Source organism: Salegentibacter sp. Hel_I_6 (assembly GCF_000745315.1).
Lineage (GTDB): Bacteria > Bacteroidota > Bacteroidia > Flavobacteriales > Flavobacteriaceae > Salegentibacter.
Map to the genome: position 1 here is coordinate 3,170,030 of NZ_JQNQ01000001.1, position 22,667 is coordinate 3,192,696.

The 22,667-nt window shown below is 36.2% G+C and carries 20 protein-coding genes and 1 other RNA gene; 10 read left to right on the forward strand and 11 right to left on the reverse strand.

What is annotated here, in order from left to right:
• Nucleotides 1-72 precede the first annotated feature (72 nt).
• The 3 genes from FG27_RS14000 to FG27_RS14010 form a co-directional block, all read right to left on the reverse strand.
• On the reverse strand, nt 73-1,248 hold the full coding sequence (locus FG27_RS14000) for a nitrate/nitrite transporter (RefSeq protein ID WP_037320173.1): 1,176 nt from the start codon (nt 1,246-1,248) through the stop codon (nt 73-75).
• Between the two features lie 7 nt (nt 1,249-1,255).
• Complete coding sequence (smpB, locus tag FG27_RS14005) at nt 1,256-1,720, reverse strand: SsrA-binding protein SmpB (RefSeq protein ID WP_037320176.1); 465 nt, start codon at nt 1,718-1,720, stop codon at nt 1,256-1,258.
• Nucleotides 1,721-1,809: 89 nt separating this feature from the next.
• Nucleotides 1,810-2,241: a lipocalin family protein gene (locus FG27_RS14010; RefSeq protein ID WP_037320179.1), complete on the reverse strand. Its 432-nt coding sequence runs from the start codon at nt 2,239-2,241 to the stop codon at nt 1,810-1,812.
• Between the two features lie 157 nt (nt 2,242-2,398).
• On the opposite strand from FG27_RS14010, the gene FG27_RS14015 reads away from it, so the two are divergent.
• Together FG27_RS14015 and FG27_RS14020 are read left to right on the forward strand one after the other, a co-directional pair.
• A complete protein-coding gene (locus FG27_RS14015) occupies nt 2,399-3,145 on the forward strand; it encodes a DUF6503 family protein (RefSeq protein ID WP_037322310.1) in 747 nt (248 codons plus the stop codon).
• Between the two features lie 147 nt (nt 3,146-3,292).
• Nucleotides 3,293-4,678: an NAD-dependent succinate-semialdehyde dehydrogenase gene (locus FG27_RS14020; RefSeq protein ID WP_037320182.1), complete on the forward strand. Its 1,386-nt coding sequence runs from the start codon at nt 3,293-3,295 to the stop codon at nt 4,676-4,678.
• Between the two features lie 93 nt (nt 4,679-4,771).
• Here the strand turns inward: FG27_RS14020 and FG27_RS14025 are convergent, their stop codons facing one another.
• Both FG27_RS14025 and FG27_RS14030 read right to left on the reverse strand, forming a co-directional pair.
• The gene (locus FG27_RS14025) at nt 4,772-5,314 is read right to left on the reverse strand and encodes a phosphoglycerate mutase family protein (protein ID WP_037320185.1); all 543 of its coding nucleotides are present in this window, start codon (nt 5,312-5,314) and stop codon (nt 4,772-4,774) included.
• 3 nt (nt 5,315-5,317) lie between these two features.
• The gene (locus FG27_RS14030; protein ID WP_037320188.1) at nt 5,318-6,412 is read right to left on the reverse strand and encodes an esterase-like activity of phytase family protein; all 1,095 of its coding nucleotides are present in this window, start codon (nt 6,410-6,412) and stop codon (nt 5,318-5,320) included.
• 119 nt (nt 6,413-6,531) lie between these two features.
• Between FG27_RS14030 and FG27_RS14035 the strand changes: the two genes are divergently transcribed.
• Nucleotides 6,532-6,717, forward strand: a complete 186-nt coding sequence (locus tag FG27_RS14035) for a CsbD family protein (protein ID WP_037320190.1) — start codon at nt 6,532-6,534, stop codon at nt 6,715-6,717.
• 70 nt (nt 6,718-6,787) lie between these two features.
• Here FG27_RS14035 and clpB read toward each other — a convergent pair whose 3' ends face one another.
• Nucleotides 6,788-9,394: an ATP-dependent chaperone ClpB gene (gene clpB, locus FG27_RS14040; protein WP_037320192.1), complete on the reverse strand. Its 2,607-nt coding sequence runs from the start codon at nt 9,392-9,394 to the stop codon at nt 6,788-6,790.
• A gap of 182 nt (nt 9,395-9,576) precedes the next feature.
• Here clpB and ytxJ point away from each other — a divergent pair, with 182 nt between their 5' ends.
• Nucleotides 9,577-9,966, forward strand: coding sequence for a bacillithiol system redox-active protein YtxJ (gene ytxJ / locus FG27_RS14045; protein WP_037320194.1), 390 nt, complete (start codon nt 9,577-9,579; stop codon nt 9,964-9,966).
• A 93-nt stretch (nt 9,967-10,059) separates the two neighbouring features.
• The gene (locus tag FG27_RS14050) at nt 10,060-10,293 is read left to right on the forward strand and encodes a hypothetical protein (RefSeq protein ID WP_037320196.1); all 234 of its coding nucleotides are present in this window, start codon (nt 10,060-10,062) and stop codon (nt 10,291-10,293) included.
• A gap of 150 nt (nt 10,294-10,443) precedes the next feature.
• Here FG27_RS14050 and fahA read toward each other — a convergent pair whose 3' ends face one another.
• Nucleotides 10,444-11,733, reverse strand: coding sequence for a fumarylacetoacetase (fahA, locus tag FG27_RS14055; protein ID WP_037320197.1), 1,290 nt, complete (start codon nt 11,731-11,733; stop codon nt 10,444-10,446).
• A gap of 110 nt (nt 11,734-11,843) precedes the next feature.
• Here fahA and glyA point away from each other — a divergent pair, with 110 nt between their 5' ends.
• The gene (gene glyA, locus FG27_RS14060; RefSeq protein WP_037320199.1) at nt 11,844-13,118 is read left to right on the forward strand and encodes a serine hydroxymethyltransferase; all 1,275 of its coding nucleotides are present in this window, start codon (nt 11,844-11,846) and stop codon (nt 13,116-13,118) included.
• Nucleotides 13,119-13,254: 136 nt separating this feature from the next.
• Here the strand turns inward: glyA and FG27_RS14065 are convergent, their stop codons facing one another.
• Nucleotides 13,255-13,659, reverse strand: a complete 405-nt coding sequence (locus FG27_RS14065) for a thioesterase family protein (RefSeq protein WP_037320201.1) — start codon at nt 13,657-13,659, stop codon at nt 13,255-13,257.
• Nucleotides 13,659-14,726, reverse strand: a complete 1,068-nt coding sequence (locus tag FG27_RS14070; RefSeq protein ID WP_037320203.1) for a glutaminyl-peptide cyclotransferase — start codon at nt 14,724-14,726, stop codon at nt 13,659-13,661. Before FG27_RS14070 ends, FG27_RS14065 begins: the two co-directional genes overlap by 1 nt.
• A gap of 87 nt (nt 14,727-14,813) precedes the next feature.
• Here FG27_RS14070 and ffs point away from each other — a divergent pair.
• The 3 genes from ffs to fsa all read left to right on the forward strand — a co-directional run bounded on the left by ffs (nt 14,814) and on the right by fsa (nt 16,473).
• An RNA gene (gene ffs, locus FG27_RS18995) (signal recognition particle sRNA small type) lies at nt 14,814-14,912 on the forward strand.
• 44 nt (nt 14,913-14,956) lie between these two features.
• The gene (locus FG27_RS14075) at nt 14,957-15,778 is read left to right on the forward strand and encodes an SDR family oxidoreductase (protein ID WP_037320205.1); all 822 of its coding nucleotides are present in this window, start codon (nt 14,957-14,959) and stop codon (nt 15,776-15,778) included.
• A 38-nt stretch (nt 15,779-15,816) separates the two neighbouring features.
• The gene (fsa, locus tag FG27_RS14080; RefSeq protein WP_037320207.1) at nt 15,817-16,473 is read left to right on the forward strand and encodes a fructose-6-phosphate aldolase; all 657 of its coding nucleotides are present in this window, start codon (nt 15,817-15,819) and stop codon (nt 16,471-16,473) included.
• Nucleotides 16,474-16,644: 171 nt separating this feature from the next.
• Here the strand turns inward: fsa and FG27_RS14085 are convergent, their stop codons facing one another.
• Nucleotides 16,645-17,961 (reverse strand): hypothetical protein, encoded by a 1,317-nt coding sequence (locus FG27_RS14085; protein WP_197051690.1) that lies wholly within the window; start codon nt 17,959-17,961, stop codon nt 16,645-16,647.
• 279 nt (nt 17,962-18,240) lie between these two features.
• Between FG27_RS14085 and FG27_RS14090 the strand changes: the two genes are divergently transcribed.
• Entirely contained in the window at nt 18,241-19,872 is a 1,632-nt protein-coding gene (locus FG27_RS14090) for an ABC-F family ATP-binding cassette domain-containing protein (protein WP_037320213.1), read from the forward strand.
• 158 nt (nt 19,873-20,030) lie between these two features.
• Here FG27_RS14090 and FG27_RS14095 read toward each other — a convergent pair whose 3' ends face one another.
• Nucleotides 20,031-22,388 carry a TonB-dependent receptor domain-containing protein gene (locus tag FG27_RS14095; protein WP_037320217.1) on the reverse strand — a complete coding sequence of 786 codons (2,358 nt, stop codon included), beginning with the start codon at nt 22,386-22,388 and terminating at the stop codon, nt 20,031-20,033.
• Between the last annotated feature and the right edge of the window lie 279 nt (nt 22,389-22,667).

Here is a 22,667-nt window from a genome sequence, read left to right on the forward strand (position 1 = left end):
GATGAATGTTTTGAAGTCGCCAAAATAAGTAAAATATTTGGTGTTCCCTGTAATTGTTGACTTTAGCGTGAATTAATTTTTTGCTTTCTGAAATAATCCCCATAAACCAAAAGCAGGACCAATAGCGAGTAGACTTAAGCTATAAACAGGAAATTGCTGATTTAGGTAAGTAATTAGCTGAATGCTTACTATGGTAATTGCAAAACCTATAGAATTTACAAGGGTTAGCGCGGTTCCTTTTATTGCCGGGGGAGCATGTTTCGCCACCAGGGTTGAAAATAAAGGCGAATCAGCGATTACGAAAATACCCCAAAAGCATAGAAATGAGATAAGAAAGATTGCTGAAGGTTGAAGTGTGATAAAAGGGAAAATCAAACAACACAAACCTGATAAAAACAAAGCGGAGGCAGCGGTTCTTTTTACGCCTACGATTTCAGAAATATAGCCTCCAAAAACACAGGAAAGTCCGCCAATTCCTATAATTATAAAAGACCAAAATGAAATATCAAAATCCTGGTGAGGAAAGGAAACTTTATATGTTGCCAGAATAATAGGCACAAAGGCCCAAAAGGTATAGAGTTCCCACATATGCCCAAAGTATCCAAAAGCGGCACGGCTTAGATTTTTATTCCTGAACACCTTAAAAATCGCTGAAACTTCAAATTTGCCTTTTGCTTTCCTAAACGGCCCGTTGGGAACAAAAAGAAAAATTAAAAGTCCGCCAATAGCAGCCAGGGAAGAGGTGGCAAAAATCACCGATCTCCAGGCTAGGCCTTCATTACCGGTAAAAGTCTTTAAAAAATGCGGAAAAGCAGTTCCTAGAACCAGGGCGCCTACTAAAAATCCAAGGGATTTCCCCAGGCCTTTATCATAATAATCTGCGGCGATTTTCATGCCCACCGGATAGATTCCTGCCAGAGAGAAACCGGTTAAAAAACGCAATAGGAGTAAAGTGTTTAAGCTGTTGTTTTTAAGAATAATCCCAAGGTTAAAAAGCGCTCCAAAAATAGCAGAAAGGAAGAAGAGTTTTGATGGTGAAAACCTGTCGGCAAGGCTTAAAAAAGCAAAAAGCAGCGTTCCTGAAATAAAACCGAATTGAACGGCAGAAGTTAAATGCCCAAGGGCTTCATCGTTAAGGTTGAAATCTATTAAAAGATTTGCCATTACACCGTTCCCGGCAAACCAAAGTGAAGTGCAGCAAAACTGAGAAAATACTATAAGCGGTAGAATCTGTTTTGCAGGCTGCATTCAGAAATTATTTGTATTCTTTCTTTATCCTGTCTAATTTTCGTTTGCTTTCGCGGTCTTTAATGGTTTCTCGCTTATCGTAGAGTTTTTTACCTTTTGCCAGGGCAATTTGCATTTTCGCCAGCCCGCGGTCGTTAATAAAAACGCGTAGTGGAATAATGGTAAGTCCCGAATTTTTCACTTCTTTTTCGAGTTTTCTTAATTCACGACGTTGTAAAAGAAGTTTACGTTCGCTTTTGGGATTATGATTAAAATGCGTGGCATGAGAATATTCTTCCACGTGCATATTGATCACGAATAATTCATTGTTCTGAAATTCACAAAAGCTCTCGGCTATAGAAGCTTTACCCTGTCTAATAGCTTTTATTTCGGTTCCAGCCAACTTTATCCCTGCGACGTATTTGTCGAGAATTTCATATTCAAATCTAGCCTTGCGGTTTTTTATATTTATGGTATTGCTGGTCTTCTTCATAATCAACAAAAATAGGAAGCATTAAAGGAACTGCCTATGTATTTACAAAATTCGTAACAATTTATACTAAAGTATTTTCCGATAATCAATTACTCACGGGTAAATCGCTGTTGTACTACTTCTTCCTCACCATCATCATCCACATCTTCTAAACCTTCTACTAAAAGTGTTTCAGAATTTAGGGTAACAATATCCATAACAACCATCTCTCTATCATTTAAAGTGAGTGAAATGGTATTTTCGTTTGCTGTATACGTTCCTTCTGCATCCACATCTTCTTCACAGCCCCAAACATCTATTTGTCTATAAGAGCCGTCTTCGTTGAATTCAACATAATCTTTACCGCAATCTTCGTGGTCGTTATAGGGTATTTCTTCACCTTCAATAATCATTGCATCAATAAACCAGGTTCCAAATAAATCGGCGTTTAATTGTTGAGTTTCCGCAGAGTCATTATCAGTATCACAAGCGGTAAATAATCCAAAACTTAAAAAGGCCAATAGTAGAAAACTTTTTTTCATAGGTATATTTAGTTAGAGCCTGCAAAATAGTGAAACAAAATTGAATTTTTTAAAAACAGTTGTAGCGGTTCTATAGGTGACCTATGTTACTTATGGTTTTAGCATTTTAACTACCTTTGCAGGCAGTTTTGAAAATTCAAATTCTATAATTTTAAAGATGAAAAAATACCTTCTAGGAATTCTTATCATTCCGTTTATTTTCGCCTGTACATCAGAAACAGAAAATGCGCAGCAAATTATTGATAAAGCCATTGAAAAAGCCGGGGGAGATCGTTATAAGAATGCCGAGATTACTTTCGATTTTAGAAAAGGGACTTATAGAAGTAATCGCGAAGGTGGGAAATTTGAACTGGAAAGAATCTTAGCCGATTCTACCGGAACGCAATATCGGGATGTAGTTAACAATACTGGTTTTACTCGTTATTATAAAGATACGGTAGTGCAGCTTTCTGATTCTATGAAAAATGTTTATAGCAATTCAGTGAATTCTGTTCATTATTTCGTGCAATTGCCTTTTGGTTTAAATGACGATGCAGTTAATAAAGAACTAATAGGAAAAGACACTATAAATGACAAAGAATATTATGAGATTAAAGTAAGCTTCGATGTAGAAGGTGGCGGTACCGATTACGAAGATGTTTATATGTATTGGATAGACACCCAGGATTACAGCCTGGATTATCTAGCTTACAGTTTTAAGGTGAACGAAGGTGGACTTCGATTTAGAAAAGCTTATAACCCAAGAACTATTGAGGGAATTCGATTTGTGGATTATGAAAACTATAAAACCGATGACCTGGATACCCCGCTTAGAGAATTAGATGATCTTTATGAAGCCAGGCAACTGGAATTGCTTTCAAAAATCGAGAATAAGAATATAAAAGTAAATCTTCACAACCAATAAATGACTTGGGTGGCACCCAAAGGGAAGAATATTCTTACTTTAATCTGTTAATTCTTCCTAATTAACGAGAAGTTCTAAAAGCTTTAACAACGCCTTAGTTCTAATTCTTTGTTTCAGTTCATAACTTTAAATTTCAAAAAATTAGTTATGAAAGATAAGACACTTAAAACCATTAATCCGGCTACAGGAAAAGAGCTGGAAACTTACAATTATTTTACAGATCAGGAAGCTAAAGATGCGGTAGAAGATTGCCATAATGCATTTTTGCAATGGCGCGAAAAGTCACCAAAACATAGAGCCGAAGTAATTAAAGCTATTGGAGCGAAATTAACCGAAAATAAGGATGCATTGGTAAAGCTAATGACTTCTGAAATGGGAAAATTGCTTAAGCAAAGTGAACAGGAGGTAGATCTATGTGCAGGTATTTGTGAATGGACTGCAGCGAATGGTCCCGAAAATTTAAAAGATGAAGAACGTGAGTTGCCCGATGGTGGCCGCGGGATAATTACTTATTCACCTATTGGTGTAATCTACGGAATACAACCATGGAATTTTCCGGCGTACCAGGTAGTTAGATATACTATTGCCAATCTTATGGCTGGAAATGGCGTGCTACTAAAACATGCTGAAAGTGTTACTGGATCTGGCCTTATGCTTGAAAAAATATTTAAGGAGGCGGGACTGCCTAAAGATCTTTTTAAAGTTATTGTAATAGATCATGATCAGTCTGACTCCATTATTGAACACAAACTGGTTCGTGGTGTAACCTTAACCGGAAGTCCAGATGCTGGAAAAATTGTTGGTAAAAAAGCTAGCGCCAATCTAAAGAAAACTGTACTTGAACTAGGATCTAATGATGCTTATTTAGTATTGGAAGATGCCAATGTGAAAAAAGCAGTAGATTGGTGTGTGCAAGGTAGAATCTATAACAATGGTGAAACCTGTGTAGCTGCCAAAAGATTTGTGGTAACAGAAAAGGTTTACGATGAATTTAAAGAAGCTTTTGTAGAAAAGATGAAGAATATTAAAGCCGGGGATCCCACAAGCGAGGAAAGCGATCTTGGGCCAATGGCAAGAAAAGATCTTCGTGACGAATTACATGAGCAGGTTGAAGATAGTGTGGAAAAAGGCGCTGCTGTACTTTGTGGCGGTAATATCCCTGAAGGAGATGGTTATTATTATCCTGCCACTGTTTTGGCGAATGTAAAACCCGGACAGCCGGCTTACGACGATGAACTTTTTGGTCCCGTGGCTTCTCTTATAAAAGCTAAGGATGATGAGGATGCGATGAGAATTGCTAATGATAGCCGTTTCGGACTTGGAGGCGGAATTTTCTCTGAAAATGAAGAAAAAGCCATCGAGCTTGCCAGTAAGCATTTTGATACCGGAATGGTATTTATAAATTCCTTCGGTTTGGCACAACCAAATATGCCATTCGGGGGAGTGAAAAATTCAGGTTACGGCCGTGAACACGGTGGTTTCGGATTAAAAGAATTTGTGAACACAAAGGCTATTAATATCCTAAAAGGATAATTATTGTAGATTAAGTTAGATGTGAAAGGTAGTTTGAAAGCTCTCTATAAATCCCAATTTTTTTAGGATAAGGAGTTTTCAAATTGCCTTTTTTTAATTAAAATACAATACCTCCGAAGTTCGGCTATCGTCAGGATGTATGGTTACAATAAATAAACTTCCATAAACGCTTTCATCAAGATCTTCATATTTTTCCTTGCCTAAAATATAATTAACCCATTCTGGGTTGAGATTGCTGTGACCTACTACTAGAACTGTTTTATTCTTTGTTTCTTCCTGAAAATCTTTATCGTTTAATTTTTCGGTGTTAAAAATTCTTATCTCCTTATTTTTTGCCTCTGCAATAGGTTTGGCTGTATTCAAGGTGCGCTTATAATCTGAACTATAGATAAGATCAAAATCGATATCCTTAAATGTTTTTGCCCAGTTTTCGGCACGTTTCAAACCAGCTTCAGTAAGGTTAGGATCTTTATTTGTAGAATCTGTAGTATCTTTTTCAGTATGGCGTATAAAATAGTAAGTTGTAATTTCTTCTGAAGGTTGTTTGGCGTTTTCAATAATTTCTTCAGGTTCCCTATCCCCAAAATTACACGCGGTTAAAAAAATAAGACTGAATATTAAATGGTAGCGCTTCATAATTTACTTTATTTCTAATTCTAAAAGGATAAACTGGGTTATTTGATCACTAAAACTACTAAAATTATCGTCTGAAACCAGGATTAATGATTTTTTTCCGTTAGGTAATTGTGGGCCAAAAGTCATTCCCTCAATATTATCTATAGTTTCCTCGGTAAGAAAATTTTTAATGGTTTTAAAATCGAAAACCAGAGTTTTTTCTGCAGCCTGGTAATCAGATTTTTTGAGGTTTTCCATTTCTAAAGTATTGGTAGCTTTTGAAGCATCTACCTCGAAGATCTTCACTGTATTTCCGTTAGAACCATAACCAGCCGAAAATGCGCGTTCTAAAACCAGGAATTTATCCTCGGCGTATTCTAAAATTTCAGTAACCCCGTTTACTGCAAACCAATTGATTGGCAATTTTGAAATTCCGTCAAGTTTGTAAGTGAATTGTCTTTCGGCTTCTTGAGTTTCTTTATTGAATTTTGTAATTCGAATAGGAGAATCTGTGTCGTAAATTTTAGGTTTTGGACCATCCTTTTCCAATGGAAGTTCCATGGCAACCCAATAGGCCGATTTGTCAAAGCTTTCAGCTATTCCTTCAAAAACCCCATTATTTCTTGGTTTTTGTTCGCCAGAGGCTTTAAAATAATCTGGAATTTTATAAGATGAAATAAATTCACCTTTTGTAGAAATATGAAAAACCGAGGGATCTTTCCCATTTTGAATAGAACCTTCAGAAGAAATTACAAGTTCATTGGTTTCTGAATCGAAACGAATTCCCTCAAGATCGGGGGTATGTTGCTTGTAAAAATCTTCATTTTTATCAAGTTTAATAACTTCAGTAATTAAAACTGTATCAATAGAACGGTTTATTAATGGAATTTCGGCTTGATAAATTCTTGGATTAGAAGGCTGGTCGCAAACCAGGTAGTAATTGCCGTCGTGATAATCTATACCTGAAAGTCCTCCAACCTTAGTTCCTTTAATTTCCAAGTTTTGCGGAATAACCACATCGTCTAAATAGCGCAGTTTAATATTGGAATAATCAATGTTTTTTGTTGTGGCGCAGCTAAAGAAACTTGCCGAGAGTACTAATAATAGGAGCTTTTTCATTAAAGAATTTTAGATTTCAAAAATAACAAATCCTTAAGAGAAATATGGGAGTTCCTTGAGAGTTTAAAGGGAATGTAAGTATTAATTTGGTATTATAATTAACACCTAAAACCAATATTATGAATAATGATCAATTAGAAGGAAAGTGGAAACAAGTTAGAGGCCAATTTAAACAAAAATATGGCGATGTAACTGATGATGATACCACTTATTCTGAAGGAAAGTTTGATGAAATGCTAGGTCGTTTACAGGAAAAGACCGGTAAAACTAAAGAAGAATTGAAAAAGGAAATTGATAAGATGTAATTTTCACCTTATCAAATTAGAAAAGGCTGAGGATATTTCCCCAGCCTTTTTTTTGTTTGAAATTTCAAGATTACTCTGTTTCTACAGGATTAGTTTCATTCCTAAATACCAGCTGATCATTAAATTCATCTAAAAGAATTATATGTTCGGTTTTGATATTTCCGGCAAGAATTTCTTTAGATAGTTTATTTAAAACTTCCCGCTGAACTACTCTTTTTACCGGTCTTGCTCCAAACTGTGGATCAAAACCTCGGCTAGCAAGGAAGTTAATGGCTTCTTCGGTGGCATCCAAAACAATATGTTGTTTTTCCAGCATTTTCTTTACACCTTTAAGCTGCAGAGAAACAATCTTTCTGATATCTTTTTGCGTTAAAGGACTAAACATAATGATATCGTCTATTCTGTTTATAAATTCTGGTCGCACATTTTGTTTTAACAAAGCCAAAACTTCGATTTTAGCTGCTTCCATCGCGGTATCAGGATCTTTCATATTTTCGTATTTCTCCTGGATAATATGGCTTCCCATATTGGATGTCATGATGATAATAGTATTTTTAAAATCTGCCAGTCGACCTTTATTATCGGTTAACCTTCCTTCATCTAATACCTGCAAAAGAATGTTGAAAGTATCTGGATGTGCTTTTTCAATCTCATCTAAAAGCACTACAGAATAAGGTTTTCTACGAACAGCTTCGGTAAGCTGCCCACCTTCGTCGTAACCAACATATCCCGGAGGCGCTCCTACCAAACGACTCACCGAATGCCTTTCCTGATATTCGCTCATATCAATTCGCGTCATAGCTGCCTCGTCATCGAATAAGTATTCTGCCAGGGCTTTTGCCAACTCAGTTTTTCCAACTCCGGTAGTTCCCAGGAACAAGAAAGAGCCAATCGGTCTTTTCTGGTCCTGCAAACCTGCACGGCTTCTTCTTACCGCATCACTAACGGCAATAATAGCTTCTTCCTGACCCACTACACGTTTATGTAATTCGTCTTCTAATTTCAATAATTTTTCACGGTCGCTTTGTAACATCTTAGTTACCGGAATTCCAGTCCATTTAGCCACCACTTCTGCGATATCTTCATTGGTAACTTCTTCCTGGATCAGGGATTTTTCATTTTGATTTTGAGTTACTGTTTTTTGTAGTTCCTCTAATTTTTCCTGAGCTTCTTTGATCTTTCCATAGCGAATCTCGGCTACTTTCCCATAATCTCCCTCGCGTTCGGCACGTTCTGCTTCCAGTTTAAAGTTTTCAATATCAGATTTTAAATTCTGAATATTATCTACCACGCCTTTTTCGTTCTGCCAGCGAGCATTTAATTCATTGCGTTCTTCTTTAATATTTGCGAGTTCAGCTCCAAGTACTTTTAATTTAGATTCGTCTTTTTCACGCTTTATCGCTTCAATTTCAATTTCCAGCTGCATGATACGCCTGTCTAGAACATCCAATTCTTCAGGCTTTGAATTGATCTCCATACGCAACTTAGAAGCTGCTTCATCCATTAAGTCAATCGCCTTATCAGGTAAAAACCGGTTGGTGATATAACGCTGCGATAATTCAACAGCGGCGATAATCGCTTCATCTTTTATCCTAACCTTGTGGTGCGTTTCGTATTTCTCTTTAATTCCGCGTAAGATGGAAATAGCACTTTCGGTATCAGGCTCATCTACGGTTACTTTTTGAAACCTTCTTTCCAAGGCTTTATCTTTTTCAAAATATTTTTGATATTCATCTAAAGTTGTAGCACCAATAGCACGCAATTCTCCACGAGCCAGTGCTGGTTTTAAAATATTTGCAGCATCCATAGCGCCCTGCCCGCCACCGGCACCAACAAGGGTATGAATTTCATCTATAAATAAAACGATATTTCCATCGCTGGAAGTTACTTCTTTAATAACCGCTTTTAGACGCTCTTCGAATTCTCCTTTATATTTGGCCCCGGCAATAAGTGCTCCCATATCAAGATTATAGATCACTTTATCCTTAAGGTTATCTGGGATATCTCCGGCAATAATTCTATGCGCCAAACCTTCCGCAATGGCAGTTTTTCCTGTTCCCGGTTCGCCAACTAACATTGGGTTGTTTTTAGTTCTTCGGGAAAGGATTTGTAAAATTCTACGAATTTCTTCGTCGCGACCAATAACAGGATCTAATTTTCCTTCTTCGGCCATTCGGTTTAAATTAATGGCGTATTTATCTAAAGCATTATAGGTTTCTTCGGCACTTTGGGAAGTTACCCGGTCACCTTTACGCAATTCTTCTATGGCAGCTTTTAAAGATTTCTCTGTTGCACCCTGGTCTTTTAAGATTTGAGCGACTTTACTCGAAGATTTAAAAATGGCCAGAATAAGATGCTCAATAGAAACATATTCATCATTCATTTTTTTAGCGATAGTGGAAGCTTCGTTGACTGCTTTCCCCGCCTCACGGGAAAGAACAATATCACCGCCGCTAACTTTTGGAAAACTCTGTAAGGTTTTATCCAGGATATCGTTAAATAGATTGACGTTAATATTTAGTTTTTTCAGTAAAAAAGGAGCAACGTTTTCATCAACAATGCTTATTGCTTTAAAAATATGTTCATTTTCAATTTGCTGATGACCTAGTTCCTGGGCGAGTTGCTGCGCCTGCTGGATCGCCTCCTGTGATTTTATGGTAAAGTTGTTAAAGTTCATAGTGGTTGTTTTTAAAAGAATAAAGCAATTGATATACCATTAAAAAATTAAGACAAATTGACCGGTTTTGTTCTGAAATTAACGTCAAATTGACACTTAGGTTAAAGTTTTTTAAAATAATTTTGAATTGAAGTGTAGAATAAATTTATTAAGAATTAATTTTATACGAAAGAATATAATTTATGGGATTACTGGATAAAATATTTAAAGGGGATGGTGAAGAGACTAAAGATAAGTCGACGTTTCCTTGGACAGATCTAACCGATAAGGATCAAATTACTATTGCATTAGAGGAATCTAAGAATAAGACCGTTGGAATTTTTAAGCATTCTACCAGCTGTGGAATTAGTAAAATGGTATTAAGGAATTTCGAGAGTCAGTTTGAGGAAGATGAAAATACAAAACTTTACTTTTTGGATTTAAAAAAGCATCGCGATGTGTCTAATGCTGTAGCCGAAAATTTAGGGGTAAGACACGAGAGCCCTCAGTTTATTATTCTACAAAATGAAGAGGTGGTGCATCACGCTTCTCACCAGGATATTGACGCTGCAAAATTGGAGGAATTAAGTTAAGTCGATAAATTCCTGTTAAAATTGTTTTCAGCTTAAGTTTGATGAAAACGGCTTTGTATCTTTTAAGTAGAAAAATCAATAAAATAAATAATAATGGCTAAAAAAGAAGATATTAAAAAGCTGGAAGAAAACTGGGAAGCTTTAAAGGAAGAGGATTCAAATAGGGAGCAGGAGGAGTTTCGTGATCTATCACAGAAAAAAGCCAATAAAAAAGATAAATCTCGCGAGAAAGATGCTAATAAAAAATCATCTGAAGATAAAGCTTCGGCCCGTGAAGAAAGAGAGTTTATGGATAAGGCACAGAAAGAAAAAACTAAAAAAGAGTAAAATAAGTTTTGAAGCTTACTTCCTAGAGGCTTCAATAAATATAAAAAGCTGTTTGAAAAGTTTTATCGCCGGCAAGCTGAGATAAATTCAGGATGTCGTTTAAAATAACTTTTCAAACAGCCTTTTTTAATAAATAATATGTAAGAAAATTTATTTTTTCTTAGGTTCAAAAACCGGTAGTAACTGGCTGCTTACTTCGCCAAAGCCAATTCTACGACCTTTGCTTTCACAATATCCACGCATAATTACCGTATCGTGATCTTCAATGAATTTACGTTCGCTTCCGTCTTTAAGTTTTACTGGCTTTTCACCTTTCCAGGATAATTCTAACATAGAACCATAACTATCTGGGGTTTTTCCTGAAATAGTTCCAGAAGCCATCATATCTCCAGAATTCACAGGGCAACCATTTATAGTATGGTGGGCCAATTGTTGGCTCATATTCCAATACATATATTTGAAATTGGTTTTTGCCAAAGGTGTTTCTTCTGAATTTTCAGGTTTAAGTGAAACTTCAAGATTAATATCAAAACTTTTCTTACCTGTACTTTGTAGATATGGAAATAATTCTTTTTCTGGTTTTGGTCCTTCGGTTCTAAAAGGCTCTAAAGCATCTAAAGTAACTATCCATGGTGAAATTGAAGAAGCAAAATTCTTAGCCAGGAATGGCCCTAAAGGCACGTATTCCCATACCTGAATATCTCTCGCACTCCAGTCATTAAACAACACCATTCCGAAAATATAATCTTCGGCCTCTTCAATAGGAATTGGTTCTCCCAAAACATTGGCATCTGTTGTTATAAAAGCCATTTCAACTTCAAAATCTACTCTTTTTGAAGGTCCAAAAACAGGAGTGTCAGAATCTTTTGGTTTGGTTTGTCCCTGCGGGCGATGAACCGGGATTCCACTTGGGATTATAGAAGAACTTCTTCCGTGGTAACCAACCGGAATATGTAACCAATTTGGTAAAAGTGCATTTTCAGGATCGCGGAACATCGTTCCAACATTCGTCGCGTGCTCTTTGCTGGAATAGAAATCGGTGTAATCACCAACCTGAACCGGCATTTGCATTTCAATCTCATCTAAAGTGAACAACACACGTTGTCTATGCTCTTCATTATCCCTTAGTTTTTCGTTTTTAACATCAAAAATGTCAGCGATTCTGTTTCTAACCAGTCGCCAGGTCTTTTTTCCGTCAGAAATAAAATCGTTAAGGGTGTCCTGTAAAAATATATCATCGGTTAACGGAATTCCTTCAAAATAACCCAATTGGTGCAGCGCACCAAGGTCTATCGCAAAGTCTCCAATACGGGAGCCTATGGTAATTACATCGTCCCGGGTTAGGAATACCCCAAAAGGAATATTCTGAATAGGGAAATCGGTATTTTCCGAGGTTTCCAACCAGGTTTTTCTATTTGGGTCGTTAGCTGTAATAGGCATATAATTTTTTGTTTTTATTAAGAAATCTAATGTTTCCAAATATATTATTTTCCTGTTATTAACCGAATGTATTTCTTACTTTTGAGGAATATTTAACGTAAACTTTTGAGATGCAACGAGACACCGAAATATTTAATTTAATTGCGGAAGAAAAAGAACGCCAACTTAATGGGCTTGAGTTAATTGCCAGTGAAAACTTTGTGAGTGAACAGGTTTTAGAAGCTGCAGGCTCTGTCCTTACCAATAAATATGCTGAAGGTTATCCCGGCAAGCGCTATTACGGCGGTTGTGAGGTGGTAGATAAAGTAGAACAACTTGCTATAGACCGTTTAAAAGAATTATTTAATGCTGAATATGCTAACGTGCAACCGCATTCGGGATCGCAGGCAAATACAGCGGTATTTCATGCCTGTCTAAACCCGGGAGATAAATTCTTAGGATTTGATCTTTCTCACGGTGGGCATTTAACACACGGTTCTCCTGTAAATTTCTCCGGAAAACTTTACAATCCTGTTTTTTATGGGGTAGATAAAGAAACCGGACTTATAGATTACGACCAGGTTGCTGAAATAGCCAAACAGGAAAAACCTAAAATGATTATCGCCGGAGCTTCGGCATATTCAAGAGAAATAGATTATAAAAGATTTAGGGAGATCGCCGATAGTGTAGGGGCAATTTTACTTGCCGATATCGCCCATCCAGCCGGTCTAATCGCCAAAGGCTTAATTAGCGATCCAATGCCTCATTGCCATATCGTAACTTCAACTACGCATAAAACCCTTCGTGGGCCTCGTGGCGGAATTATAATGATGGGAAAAGATTTCGAAAATCCGTTTGGACAAAAATTGAAAAACGGGAATCTTAAAAAAATGTCTACTTTGCTTAACAGCGGAATTTTCCCTGGAAACCAGGGCGGGCCTTTAGAGCATATTATCGCTGCAAAAGCGGTTGCTTTTGGAGAAGCTTTAACCGATGAGTTTTTGCATTACACCGTGCAGGTGAAAAAGAATGCAGCGAAACTTGCCGAAGCATTTATGGATAAAGGTTATGATATAATTTCCGGTGGAACCGATAATCATTGTATGCTTATAGATCTTAGAAATAAAGATGTAAGCGGAAAAGAAGCTGAAGAAGCCTTAAGTAAAGCTGAAATCACCGTAAATAAAAATATGGTGCCTTTTGACGATAAATCGCCATTTGTGACTTCAGGAATTAGAATTGGTACTGCTGCCGTTACAACTCGCGGACTTATTGAAGCTGATATGCCTAAAATTGTAGACTTTATTGAGCGTGTAATCACTAACATAGATAATGAAAGTGAACTGGAAGCGGTTAAAAATGAAGTAAAAGCAATGATGAAAGGAAAACCACTTTTTAAAGTGTAATTTCTTTTATAGCTGAATTTTAAAAAAGCTTATTTGAAAAAGTTTTTTCGTGCTAGATCCTGAAACAAGTTCAGGATGACGGAAAATAACAAACTTTCAAATAAGCTTTTTTTTGCACTTTTCTGAAATGTGTAAATTATTGCTGAAAAACTTTCTTTAATTCTTCAGAGATCTTCGTTGGTCTTTTCTTTTCCTGGTCCATAAGTGCCCAGGTGGTTTTGGCTTCTACCAAAACTTTTTCGGTTTCAGCATTTTTTATAATCACGTGCCGCACAGATTTTACATGAGAAGTTTCACCAACATAGGTTTGCAGTAAAATCTTATCGCCCAAAAAAGCCTGTTGCTTATAACTAATTTCGTGAGTAACCACGATCCAGAAAAATTTCTCATTTTGCTCTTTGGTGGCTCGCGATTCCCAATGCGCTTTAGCAACATCCTGCACCCATTGTACATACTGCACGTTGTTTACGTGGTTCTGTTCATCTAAGTGCCTTTCTTCAACTAAAAAGCTTTGTTCAAATATTTCCGGGGTTTCAGCCATTATTTTTCTATTATTTCTACTTCAAAAACTTTGTCCCAGTTTTTCCCGGTCACGTAAATTTTGTTGGTATTTTGGTTATAGGCAATTCCGTTAAGCACGTGGTTTTGAGAATCCAAATCATCAAGATTACCTAAGCGTTCCTGCAATCCCCTAAAATCGATCACACCTTCTATAGCGCCATTTTCAGGATTAATTATAGTGACACTTGGAAATTGGTAGGTATTGGCATAGATCTTTCCGTCAACCCATTCCAATTCATTAAACTTGGAATAAATTTTTGTATTGGTAGCCACCTGGATAAAATCTTTTTCCGCTAAGGTTTTAGCATCTAAAATCCAGATCTTTTCAGTGCCATCACTTTTATAAAGCTTTTCCCCATCATTACATAAACCCCAACCTTCTTTACTTTGGTTATAACCAAAAGTGCCGGTTTGTTCAAAGTCGTCAAGATTATAAATCAAGCCTTCTTTTTCTCTCCATGTTAGCAGGTAAAGCTTATTTTCAAGAATCGTAAGGCCTTCGCCAAAATAATTGTCTTCCAGGTTTATTTTATTTAAAACTTCTCCGGTTTCCAGGTTGAGTTTTCTCAAGGAAGAATTGCCATATTGCCCGGTACTTTCATATAGGGTGTCCTGGTAAAATTCCAGACCTTGTGTATAAGCTTCATTATCGTGCGGGTATTCCTTAATTACTTTGTAAGTATAAGCTTTAGGTGACTGGTTGTTTAAAATTTTAAGGTTATCGCTAATAGTATCGGTTTCTCCTTCAGAAAAAACAATGGCTTCCAGCTTTTGTCGTCCTAACTTTGTATTCTCAAGTGGAACCGAAAAAGAAGTTGCCGCTTTTAAAGTTTGAAGATATTGCTGTTGGAAATAAAGTTGAATAGAATCTATTTGGCGGTCTTTTAGGTTTTCTATAGAACCTTCAATCGTTTCTCCCAGCTTAAATTCGGTCTTATTTTCGGCAGTTTTCAGCTTAAAATAAGAAGTTTTTTTATCAGAATTACTTCCGCAGGAAAAAATTAAAAAGCCTAATAATAACAGGCACAGCAACTTAAATTTATTCATTATTCTTTTACATTAAATACCTCGCTAAAATACTTAATTCGGTTTAAAAAATACTTGCGCAAAGTAGGAAAGATTGTATATTTGCAGCGGCAAGTCCCACACAACCAGCTCCTGCTGAATCCCCCAGGGCGGGAACGCAGCAAGGGTAGGCGGTCGTAGCGGTGTGATGTGGGGAGCTTGCCATTTTTTGTTTCTAAAAGGTTCTATTTTTTATCGCATATTTGCAACCTATGAAAACAAATACTTCTCCTCAAAAAGTAGTGCTTATTACCGGAGCTTCTTCCGGAATTGGAAAATCTATAGGCGAATATCTTTCTAAACATAATTTTAAGGTTTACGGTACCAGCCGGAATCCGGCAAAAATTTCCCATCCTCCTTTTGCAATGGTTGCTTTAGATGTAACCAAAAAAGAAACTATCACTACTGCCATTCAACAAATTATTGCTGAAGAGGGCAAGATTGATGTGCTTATCAATAACGCAGGGGTTGGAATTACCGGTCCCATAGAGGAGACTCCAGATGAAGAAATCGTCAAAGCTTTTGAGACTAACTATTTTGGACCTATAAAAGTGATCAAAGCGGTTTTGCCTGAAATGAGAAAGCAAAATAGTGGCTTGATCATAAATATTACTTCTATCGCCGGTTATATGGGCCTGCCTTACCGCGGAATTTATTCAGCTTCAAAAGGAGCTTTGGAACTTACTACCGAAGCTTTTAGAATGGAATTAAAAGATTTCAATATAAAAATGACCAACGTTGCTCCGGGTGATTTTGCGACCAATATTGCAGCAGGACGGTATCACGCGCCGGTGCTGGAAGATTCTCCTTATAAGGAATCTTATGGGAATACTTTAAAATTAATGAATGAAGATGTAGATGCAGGGAAAGATCCTTTATTGATGGCAAAAGCGGTGCATAAAATTATTCAGGAAAAAGATCCTCGCGGGCATTACAAAGTGGGGGAGGCGCTTCAGAAATTTTCAGTTGGTTTAAAGCGAATTTTGCCCGATAAAGTTTATGAAAAAATGCTGCTTAAGCATTATAAATTATAAATTTGCGAAGACAACATTTTAACAAACAACTATAGATTATGAAATTTTTTATTGATACTGCTAATCTTGATCAAATAAGAGAGGCGCAACAACTTGGCGTTTTAGATGGAGTAACTACAAATCCTTCTTTAATGGCGAAAGAAGGAATTACAGGAAAAGATAATATTTACAAGCATTATAGAGAAATTTGTGAGATTGTAGATGGAGACGTTAGTGCTGAGGTAATTGCAACCGATTTTGACGGAATAGTTAGAGAAGGGGAAGAGCTGGCCGAATTACACGAGCAAATTATTGTGAAAGTTCCTATGATTAAGGAAGGTATAAAAGCAATAAAATACTTTAGTGATAACGGAATTAAAACCAACTGTACTTTAGTGTTTTCTGCAGGGCAGGCTTTATTGGCTGCTAAAGCGGGAGCTACTTATGTTTCTCCTTTTATTGGACGTTTAGATGATATTTCTACTGATGGTTTAAACCTTATTGCCGATATTAGATTGATCTATGATAATTACGGATTTGAAACTGAAATTCTTGCTGCTTCTGTTCGTCATACCATGCACGTATTAGAATGCGCAAAATTAGGTGCAGATGTAATGACCGGGCCCCTTTCTTCTATTGAAGGTTTATTAAAACACCCACTTACAGATATTGGTTTGGAGAAATTTTTATCTGATTATAAGAAAGGGAATCAGTAAGATTTTTTGATTAAGATTTTCCAGAAAGGCTATTTAGAGAGGTGTTAAGTTTAACTCAATCCTGAACTTGTTTCAGAGCTTGCTCCGAAATTTGTTCGGAGATCTAACATACTAGAAGCTGAAATAAATTTAGCTTGACGTGGCGTAATCAGAACTCTTTAAATAGCCTTTTTATTCGTTCAAAAACTCCAAAATTTGCCTTTCAAAATTGGGAGTATTGAGTTGTGCTTCTCCGTTTACAATATTACCATTAGTATCAAGGAAGATTAATTTATTAAGGTAATTTTTAAGTAAATTCATATTGATGCTCGTGGAACTTAATTTGAACTCACTTTTTTCATCCATATTAAAAGCCTGAACTGTATTTTTCCAACTTTGGTTTGAATTTTTATCGATATTTATGCCTACAAATTCTAATTCCGGATATTTCTGCCGCAGGTTAAAAATAATATTATGTTGCCATTTAAAATGTTCCGGAGCCTCCATAGACCAATGATAAGTGATAATTGGTTTATCTGATATATCCTTTAAACGTACCACTTTGTCTTGCAGTGTTACTAAGGGTAAATTTCCTATATCATTTCCCGGAAGCAAACTTTTTTGAATTTCTGCCATTTGCTTTAAATCGGGTAAATTTTCTCCGTTGTACTTAACCTTTTCAAGAATACTTAATATACTATCAATCTTTTCAGTATTGTTGGAAAACACCATTCCCTGAATCGCCAATCGATTAATAAAAATATTTTTAATTTCTTCTTTATTTATTAGAGAGTCGGCAAGATTAATTCGGTAGCTAATATTGTCTACAGAGTGTAGTTCAAAACAGTCGGAATTTGTATCAAATTTTTCCAGGCATCGCTCAATAGAACGTGTTCTTAGGTGGTCTTCAATAAAATTGAGATAACCGTAATATTCCTTCAGCCTGGTATCGTTGAAATTTAATTTATTTCGGTAAGCATGAAAATCATCTGGGATTTGCTGGGCAAGCTCATTGTAATATTTTTTAACTAAAAAAGTATAGCGTTCACGTAGGTGATAGTAATCATAATCTATACTGTTGTTTGCAAGTTCTAAAAATGATTCTGAGAAATTCTTCTTTTCGTTTAAAGCTTCAAGTTTATTTTTCCTTGTATTTTTTATAGAATCAGTAATTCCTGCAAATTCTACAGGGTTTATTTTGTAATAGGAAAGCATTAAGTTATTGTTGCTTTCATTATTGAGAAACATATCTAATAGAAAAGTGCTTTTTGCATCCCCGCTACCACTAAAATTAAGTGATTCGTCAAATTGCATAGTATTTAACCAAACTAGAATACTGTCTCCAGGTTCTAAATACATAATTTGATTTTCGGGTGGATGTTTAAAACTATAAATTCCTGGTTCCAGATTTTTAAATTTTTTCCCGAATTGGTTATTTTGATCTAAAAAGAGGGTGTCAATGGTTTTATTGTCTTTAGAAAGTATAAAATAGGGATTGTAAGGGTTCATAATTTGACCCCCTACAAAAGTTTCTTTCTGGTCTTTTTTAGAGTTGTTGCAACCGGTAAAAAGTATAACTCCGATAAGAAAAAAAAGTAAATAATATTTCATGTAGATCTTTAAGAACTAAGCCTTTGGGAAATTGCTAAAAACAGCAGTAGGCGCAAATATAGGCTGAGCTAAATACCCCGAATGTTAATCGAGAGTTAAAAGAATAATAAAAACGTTAATCTTTAGATAAGTCTTGAAGTTTGGCTATTTTTGCAAAAATTTACAAATTCTAATTTTATGCTTTCAGTATCAAATCTTTCGGTTCAATTTGGCAAGCGTGTTTTGTTTGATGAAGTGAACACTACGTTTACCCAGGGCAATTGCTATGGAATTATTGGAGCCAATGGGGCCGGAAAATCTACTTTTTTAAACATCCTCTCAGGAAAGTCAGAGCCTACTTCTGGGCGCGTACATCTTGAGCCTGGCAAGCGAATGTCTGTACTGGAGCAAAACCATAACCTATATGATGATACGCCTGTGTTGGAAACTGTAATTTTAGGAAACCAACCCTTAGCTAAAATCAAAAAGGAAATGGACGAGATCTATATGAAAGAAGATTTTAGCGATGCCGATGGAGAAAGAGTAGGGGTATTGCAGGTGGAATTTGAAGAAATGAATGGCTGGAATGCCGAAAGTGATGCCGCTTCTTTACTATCCAATCTTGGAATTAAAGAGCAATATCACGCTACTTTAATGAAAGATCTTGATGGTACTCAAAAAGTAAGAGTACTTTTAGCCCAGGCGCTTTTTGGAAACCCAGATGTGCTAATTATGGATGAGCCTACCAACGATTTAGATTACGAAACTATCTCCTGGTTGGAACATTTTCTGGCAAACTATGATAACACGGTAATCGTGGTTTCTCACGACCGTCACTTTCTTGATGCCGTTTGTACTCATATTTCTGATATTGACTTCGGAAAAATAAATCATTTTAGTGGGAATTATACCTTCTGGTATGAGTCTTCCCAACTTGCAGCGAGACAACGTGCACAGCAGAATAAAAAATCTGAGGAGAAGAAGAAAGAATTACAGGAGTTTATACAGCGTTTTAGTGCGAACGTAGCCAAATCTAAACAGGCTACTTCTCGTAAAAAGATGATTGATAAACTTAATATTGAAGATATAAAACCTTCAAGCAGAAGATATCCCGCAATTATTTTTGAACGCGAACGTGAGGCCGGCGACCAAATCCTGAATATAGAAAAGCTGGAAGCTTCAATTGAAGGGGAAACATTATTTAAAAATGTAAATATCAACCTTGCAAAAGGCGATAAAGTTGTGGTTTATTCTCGTGACTCTAGAGCTACCACCGCTTTTTATGAAATTATAAACGGAAATCAACAGCCCGTAGCTGGAAAATATTCCTGGGGAGTTACTACCAATCAATCTTATCTTCCGTTAGATAATTCAGAGTTTTTTGACAATGATCTTACTTTGGTAGACTGGCTTAGACAATGGGCTAAAACCGACGAGGAAAGAGAAGAGGTTTATATTCGCGGCTTCCTTGGTAAAATGTTATTTAGTGGCGAGGAAGCTTTAAAAACTTCTAAAGTTCTTTCCGGAGGTGAAAAAGTGCGTTGTATGTTAAGCCGAATGATGATGATGCGAGCTAACGTTGTGATGTTAGATGAGCCTACAAACCACCTTGACCTGGAATCTATTACCGCTTTTAATAATTCGCTAAAGAATTTTAAAGGGACGGTGATGTTTACCACGCATGATCATGAATTCGCCCAAACAGTAGCAAATCGTGTAATTGAATTAACGCCGGGAGGTGCCATAGATCGTTATGCTACTTTTGATGAATATATGAGTGATAAAAAGATCAAAGAACAACGCGATAAAATGTATGCGGTAGAAGCTTAGTTTTTGAGCGTCATCCAGAATTCATTTCGGGATCTAAGTTTTAGATAATACAATCTTTTAGAAACAGAACTAAATACAGTGTTTCCAAAAAATAAAAACCCGGTAATTGCTTACCGGGTTTTTTGGCTAATCAAACTAAAACAAACTATTTAAATTCTTTAGAACATTCCGCCACCTTCGGCTTCGTTACTTTCTCTTTGTTTCCTTTTTAAGACTTTATTTTTACCACCTCCAAACCGGTATGAAAATCCTAAATAAACATTTTGGGTTTCGCCTTTAAACCTTCCATCTTGCGGTAAAGGCCTGCCATTGGTGAAACTGAACTCCTGCGTATCAAAAACATCATTAAAATTTAGGCTTAAGGTTGCCTTATCGTCCAGGAAGGTATAGCGGCCACCTATATTCATAAAGTACATTGGATCCATATCCATTTGCAGGTTTTGTGCTTTACTTCTGTAAAAACCGAATAATTGGAAAGTCAATTTATCCGTCGCTTTAAAACTATGATTGGTTCTAAAGGTCCAGGCTGTATTATCGGTTTCTAAATACTCGGTCCCAACTACTCCTTTAAGCTGCTGACTGTATAATTCAAAATTGGTATTGGTACTCCACCAATCGGTGAATTTATAGTTAGTGCCAAGTTCCAGCCCGTAAGCATTATTATCCTCAAAATTGTCAAATTGGAGTAAAAGCGAACCTTGCTCATTAGGATCTTCTATAAAAACCTGACTAATTTCATCGTTAATATTTCTGAAGAAAACTCCTGCAGTTAGACTTCCCTTTTTACTGAATTTTCTGGTGTAATTGAATTCCAGAGAGTTGGTGAATTGCGGGTCTAATTCAGGATTTCCGGAGACCGTTAATCTTGGTGTGCTTATTTCGCGAATAGGATTAACCTGTCCAAAACCAGGGCGATCCACCCTTCGGCTATAACTTAGTTGGTAGGAATTGGTTTCATCTGGAGTGTAATTTAAAAATCCGCTTGGATAAATATTAAAGTATTCGTCATTAAAAACATTTTCCCCATTGAAGATTGCATCTACGCTAAAATTCTCTAATCTTGCACCAAGCTGATAAGACCATTTTTCAAAATTCTGTCCATAGGTGGTGTAAAATGAATAAATATCTCTTTGGTATTGGTAAGTAGCATCATTAAGGAAATCACTGCTGGTTGTATACACATTATCGGTGTCTAAAAGTCTAGCTTCTGCACCAATTTCCAGTTTACTATTCTCTGAAAGCGGATTTTCATAATCTATATTGGCAATTATATTTTCACGGGTATCCTTAACATGATCGCGGTAATCTTCAAACCCGTTAGTATTTCCCTCAAAACCGAAGATAGAATTCTCATCCTCGTCAAAGCTATTATAATCTAATTCAAGTAGAATTTTATGTCCTTCCTTTTCAAATTTTCGGTCGTAGGCAAAATTGAATGTACTATTAGTATTATTAAAATTCGCATCCAGGTTTTGCGCCAGATTTAATTCTGGATTTTCGGGGTAAATTATTCTTAAAGCTCCCAGTGGTCCCCCGTCGTAATGATTCTGATTCGTGTAAAAAGAAAAGGTGTTTTTATCATCTAAATAAAAATCTACACCTACTTTATAGAGGTAGGATTCTCTTTTATTAGTTATATCAAAAGCCTGCCGATAATTATCTTCAGTAAAATTAATTCGTCCAAGATTATTGCGATCGCCAAATTGAGTACCAAAATTTCCATAAAAATTAAATTTTCCTTTTCGGTAATTCATATCCAGAGAACCATTGTAACGAGCATTTTCACCAATGGTTACCCCGGTATTTATATTTCCGTTGAATCCATCGTTGGCATTTTTATGCAGAATAATATTTATAATCCCACTCATTCCTTCAGGATTATATTTTGCTGAAGGATTTGTAATTAATTCAATAGTTTTTATAGAAGTGGAAGGAATTTGTTTCAGTAATTGCGCGGGGTCTATATTGGTTGGTTTTCCGTCTATAAGAATGCGTACATTAGAATTTCCGCGAAGTGCAATATTACCATCCTGATCTACATTTACAGAAGGTACGTTGTTCATTATTTCTGAAGCACTGGCACCAGTAGTGGTAAGATCTTTACCAACGTTAATTACTTTTCTATCTATTCGCTGTTCTATCGTGGTGCGTTCTGCAACGACGGTTACTCCATCCAACATCGCTACATCTGGTTCTAACTCTATATTTCCTAAATTAAAATCGCTCTTGCTTTTGGTGATTTCAATTTGTCTAGAGAAAGTTTTATAACCCATAAACTGAACCTTAAAGGTATAAGTGCCATTGGGAATTTTTTCTATACTAAAAGTTCCGTCGGCAGCAGAGGTATTTCCAGATATAAGTTTTCCTTCGCCATCTGTAATACTAATAGTGGCGTAGGGGATAGGTTCTTCGAGATCGCCATCCATAACTGAACCCGAAATTTTGCCCACGGCTTCATTGGCGCTGGTAGTAAAACTGCTGATGCAAATTGCTAAAATTAGAAATAACTGTTTCATTTTTTGATTGATTTTGATGATTAGTATGTTATAAATAAATCCTTGTATTGCATAATACTAGAATGTTTCTTTTGGCAAATTCTTAGTTTTGATGAATAGAATTTACCGGTTTTTGATTGATGAATGACCCCTTTAATTGCTATACCTTATACTTTGTATTACATAATAGGTAAATGTGTTTTTTAAAAATTTAGATCTTTCCTCTATTATAAAGACGAGTATAAATTTGAATTGTTACAGTTTTTAGTAAAGAATTTCAAAAAAAAGCCCGTACTCTAG

Bases quoted from the DNA above. Each gene is read 5' to 3' on its own strand.
- FG27_RS14000 (WP_037320173.1), bottom strand. From the start codon at position 1,248: ATGCAGCCTGCAAAACAGATTCTACCGCTTATAGTATTTTCTCAGTTT.
- smpB (WP_037320176.1), bottom strand. From the start codon at position 1,720: ATGAAGAAGACCAGCAATACCATAAATATAAAAAACCGCAAGGCTAGA.
- FG27_RS14010 (WP_037320179.1), bottom strand. From the start codon at position 2,241: ATGAAAAAAAGTTTTCTACTATTGGCCTTTTTAAGTTTTGGATTATTT.
- FG27_RS14015 (WP_037322310.1), top strand. From the start codon at position 2,399: ATGAAAAAATACCTTCTAGGAATTCTTATCATTCCGTTTATTTTCGCC.
- FG27_RS14020 (WP_037320182.1), top strand. From the start codon at position 3,293: ATGAAAGATAAGACACTTAAAACCATTAATCCGGCTACAGGAAAAGAG.
- FG27_RS14025 (WP_037320185.1), bottom strand. From the start codon at position 5,314: ATGAAGCGCTACCATTTAATATTCAGTCTTATTTTTTTAACCGCGTGT.
- FG27_RS14030 (WP_037320188.1), bottom strand. From the start codon at position 6,412: ATGAAAAAGCTCCTATTATTAGTACTCTCGGCAAGTTTCTTTAGCTGC.
- FG27_RS14035 (WP_037320190.1), top strand. From the start codon at position 6,532: ATGAATAATGATCAATTAGAAGGAAAGTGGAAACAAGTTAGAGGCCAA.
- clpB (WP_037320192.1), bottom strand. From the start codon at position 9,394: ATGAACTTTAACAACTTTACCATAAAATCACAGGAGGCGATCCAGCAG.
- ytxJ (WP_037320194.1), top strand. From the start codon at position 9,577: ATGGGATTACTGGATAAAATATTTAAAGGGGATGGTGAAGAGACTAAA.
- FG27_RS14050 (WP_037320196.1), top strand. From the start codon at position 10,060: ATGGCTAAAAAAGAAGATATTAAAAAGCTGGAAGAAAACTGGGAAGCT.
- fahA (WP_037320197.1), bottom strand. From the start codon at position 11,733: ATGCCTATTACAGCTAACGACCCAAATAGAAAAACCTGGTTGGAAACC.
- glyA (WP_037320199.1), top strand. From the start codon at position 11,844: ATGCAACGAGACACCGAAATATTTAATTTAATTGCGGAAGAAAAAGAA.
- FG27_RS14065 (WP_037320201.1), bottom strand. From the start codon at position 13,659: ATGGCTGAAACCCCGGAAATATTTGAACAAAGCTTTTTAGTTGAAGAA.
- FG27_RS14070 (WP_037320203.1), bottom strand. From the start codon at position 14,726: ATGAATAAATTTAAGTTGCTGTGCCTGTTATTATTAGGCTTTTTAATT.
- FG27_RS14075 (WP_037320205.1), top strand. From the start codon at position 14,957: ATGAAAACAAATACTTCTCCTCAAAAAGTAGTGCTTATTACCGGAGCT.
- fsa (WP_037320207.1), top strand. From the start codon at position 15,817: ATGAAATTTTTTATTGATACTGCTAATCTTGATCAAATAAGAGAGGCG.
- FG27_RS14085 (WP_197051690.1), bottom strand. From the start codon at position 17,961: ATGAACCCTTACAATCCCTATTTTATACTTTCTAAAGACAATAAAACC.
- FG27_RS14090 (WP_037320213.1), top strand. From the start codon at position 18,241: ATGCTTTCAGTATCAAATCTTTCGGTTCAATTTGGCAAGCGTGTTTTG.
- FG27_RS14095 (WP_037320217.1), bottom strand. From the start codon at position 22,388: ATGAAACAGTTATTTCTAATTTTAGCAATTTGCATCAGCAGTTTTACT.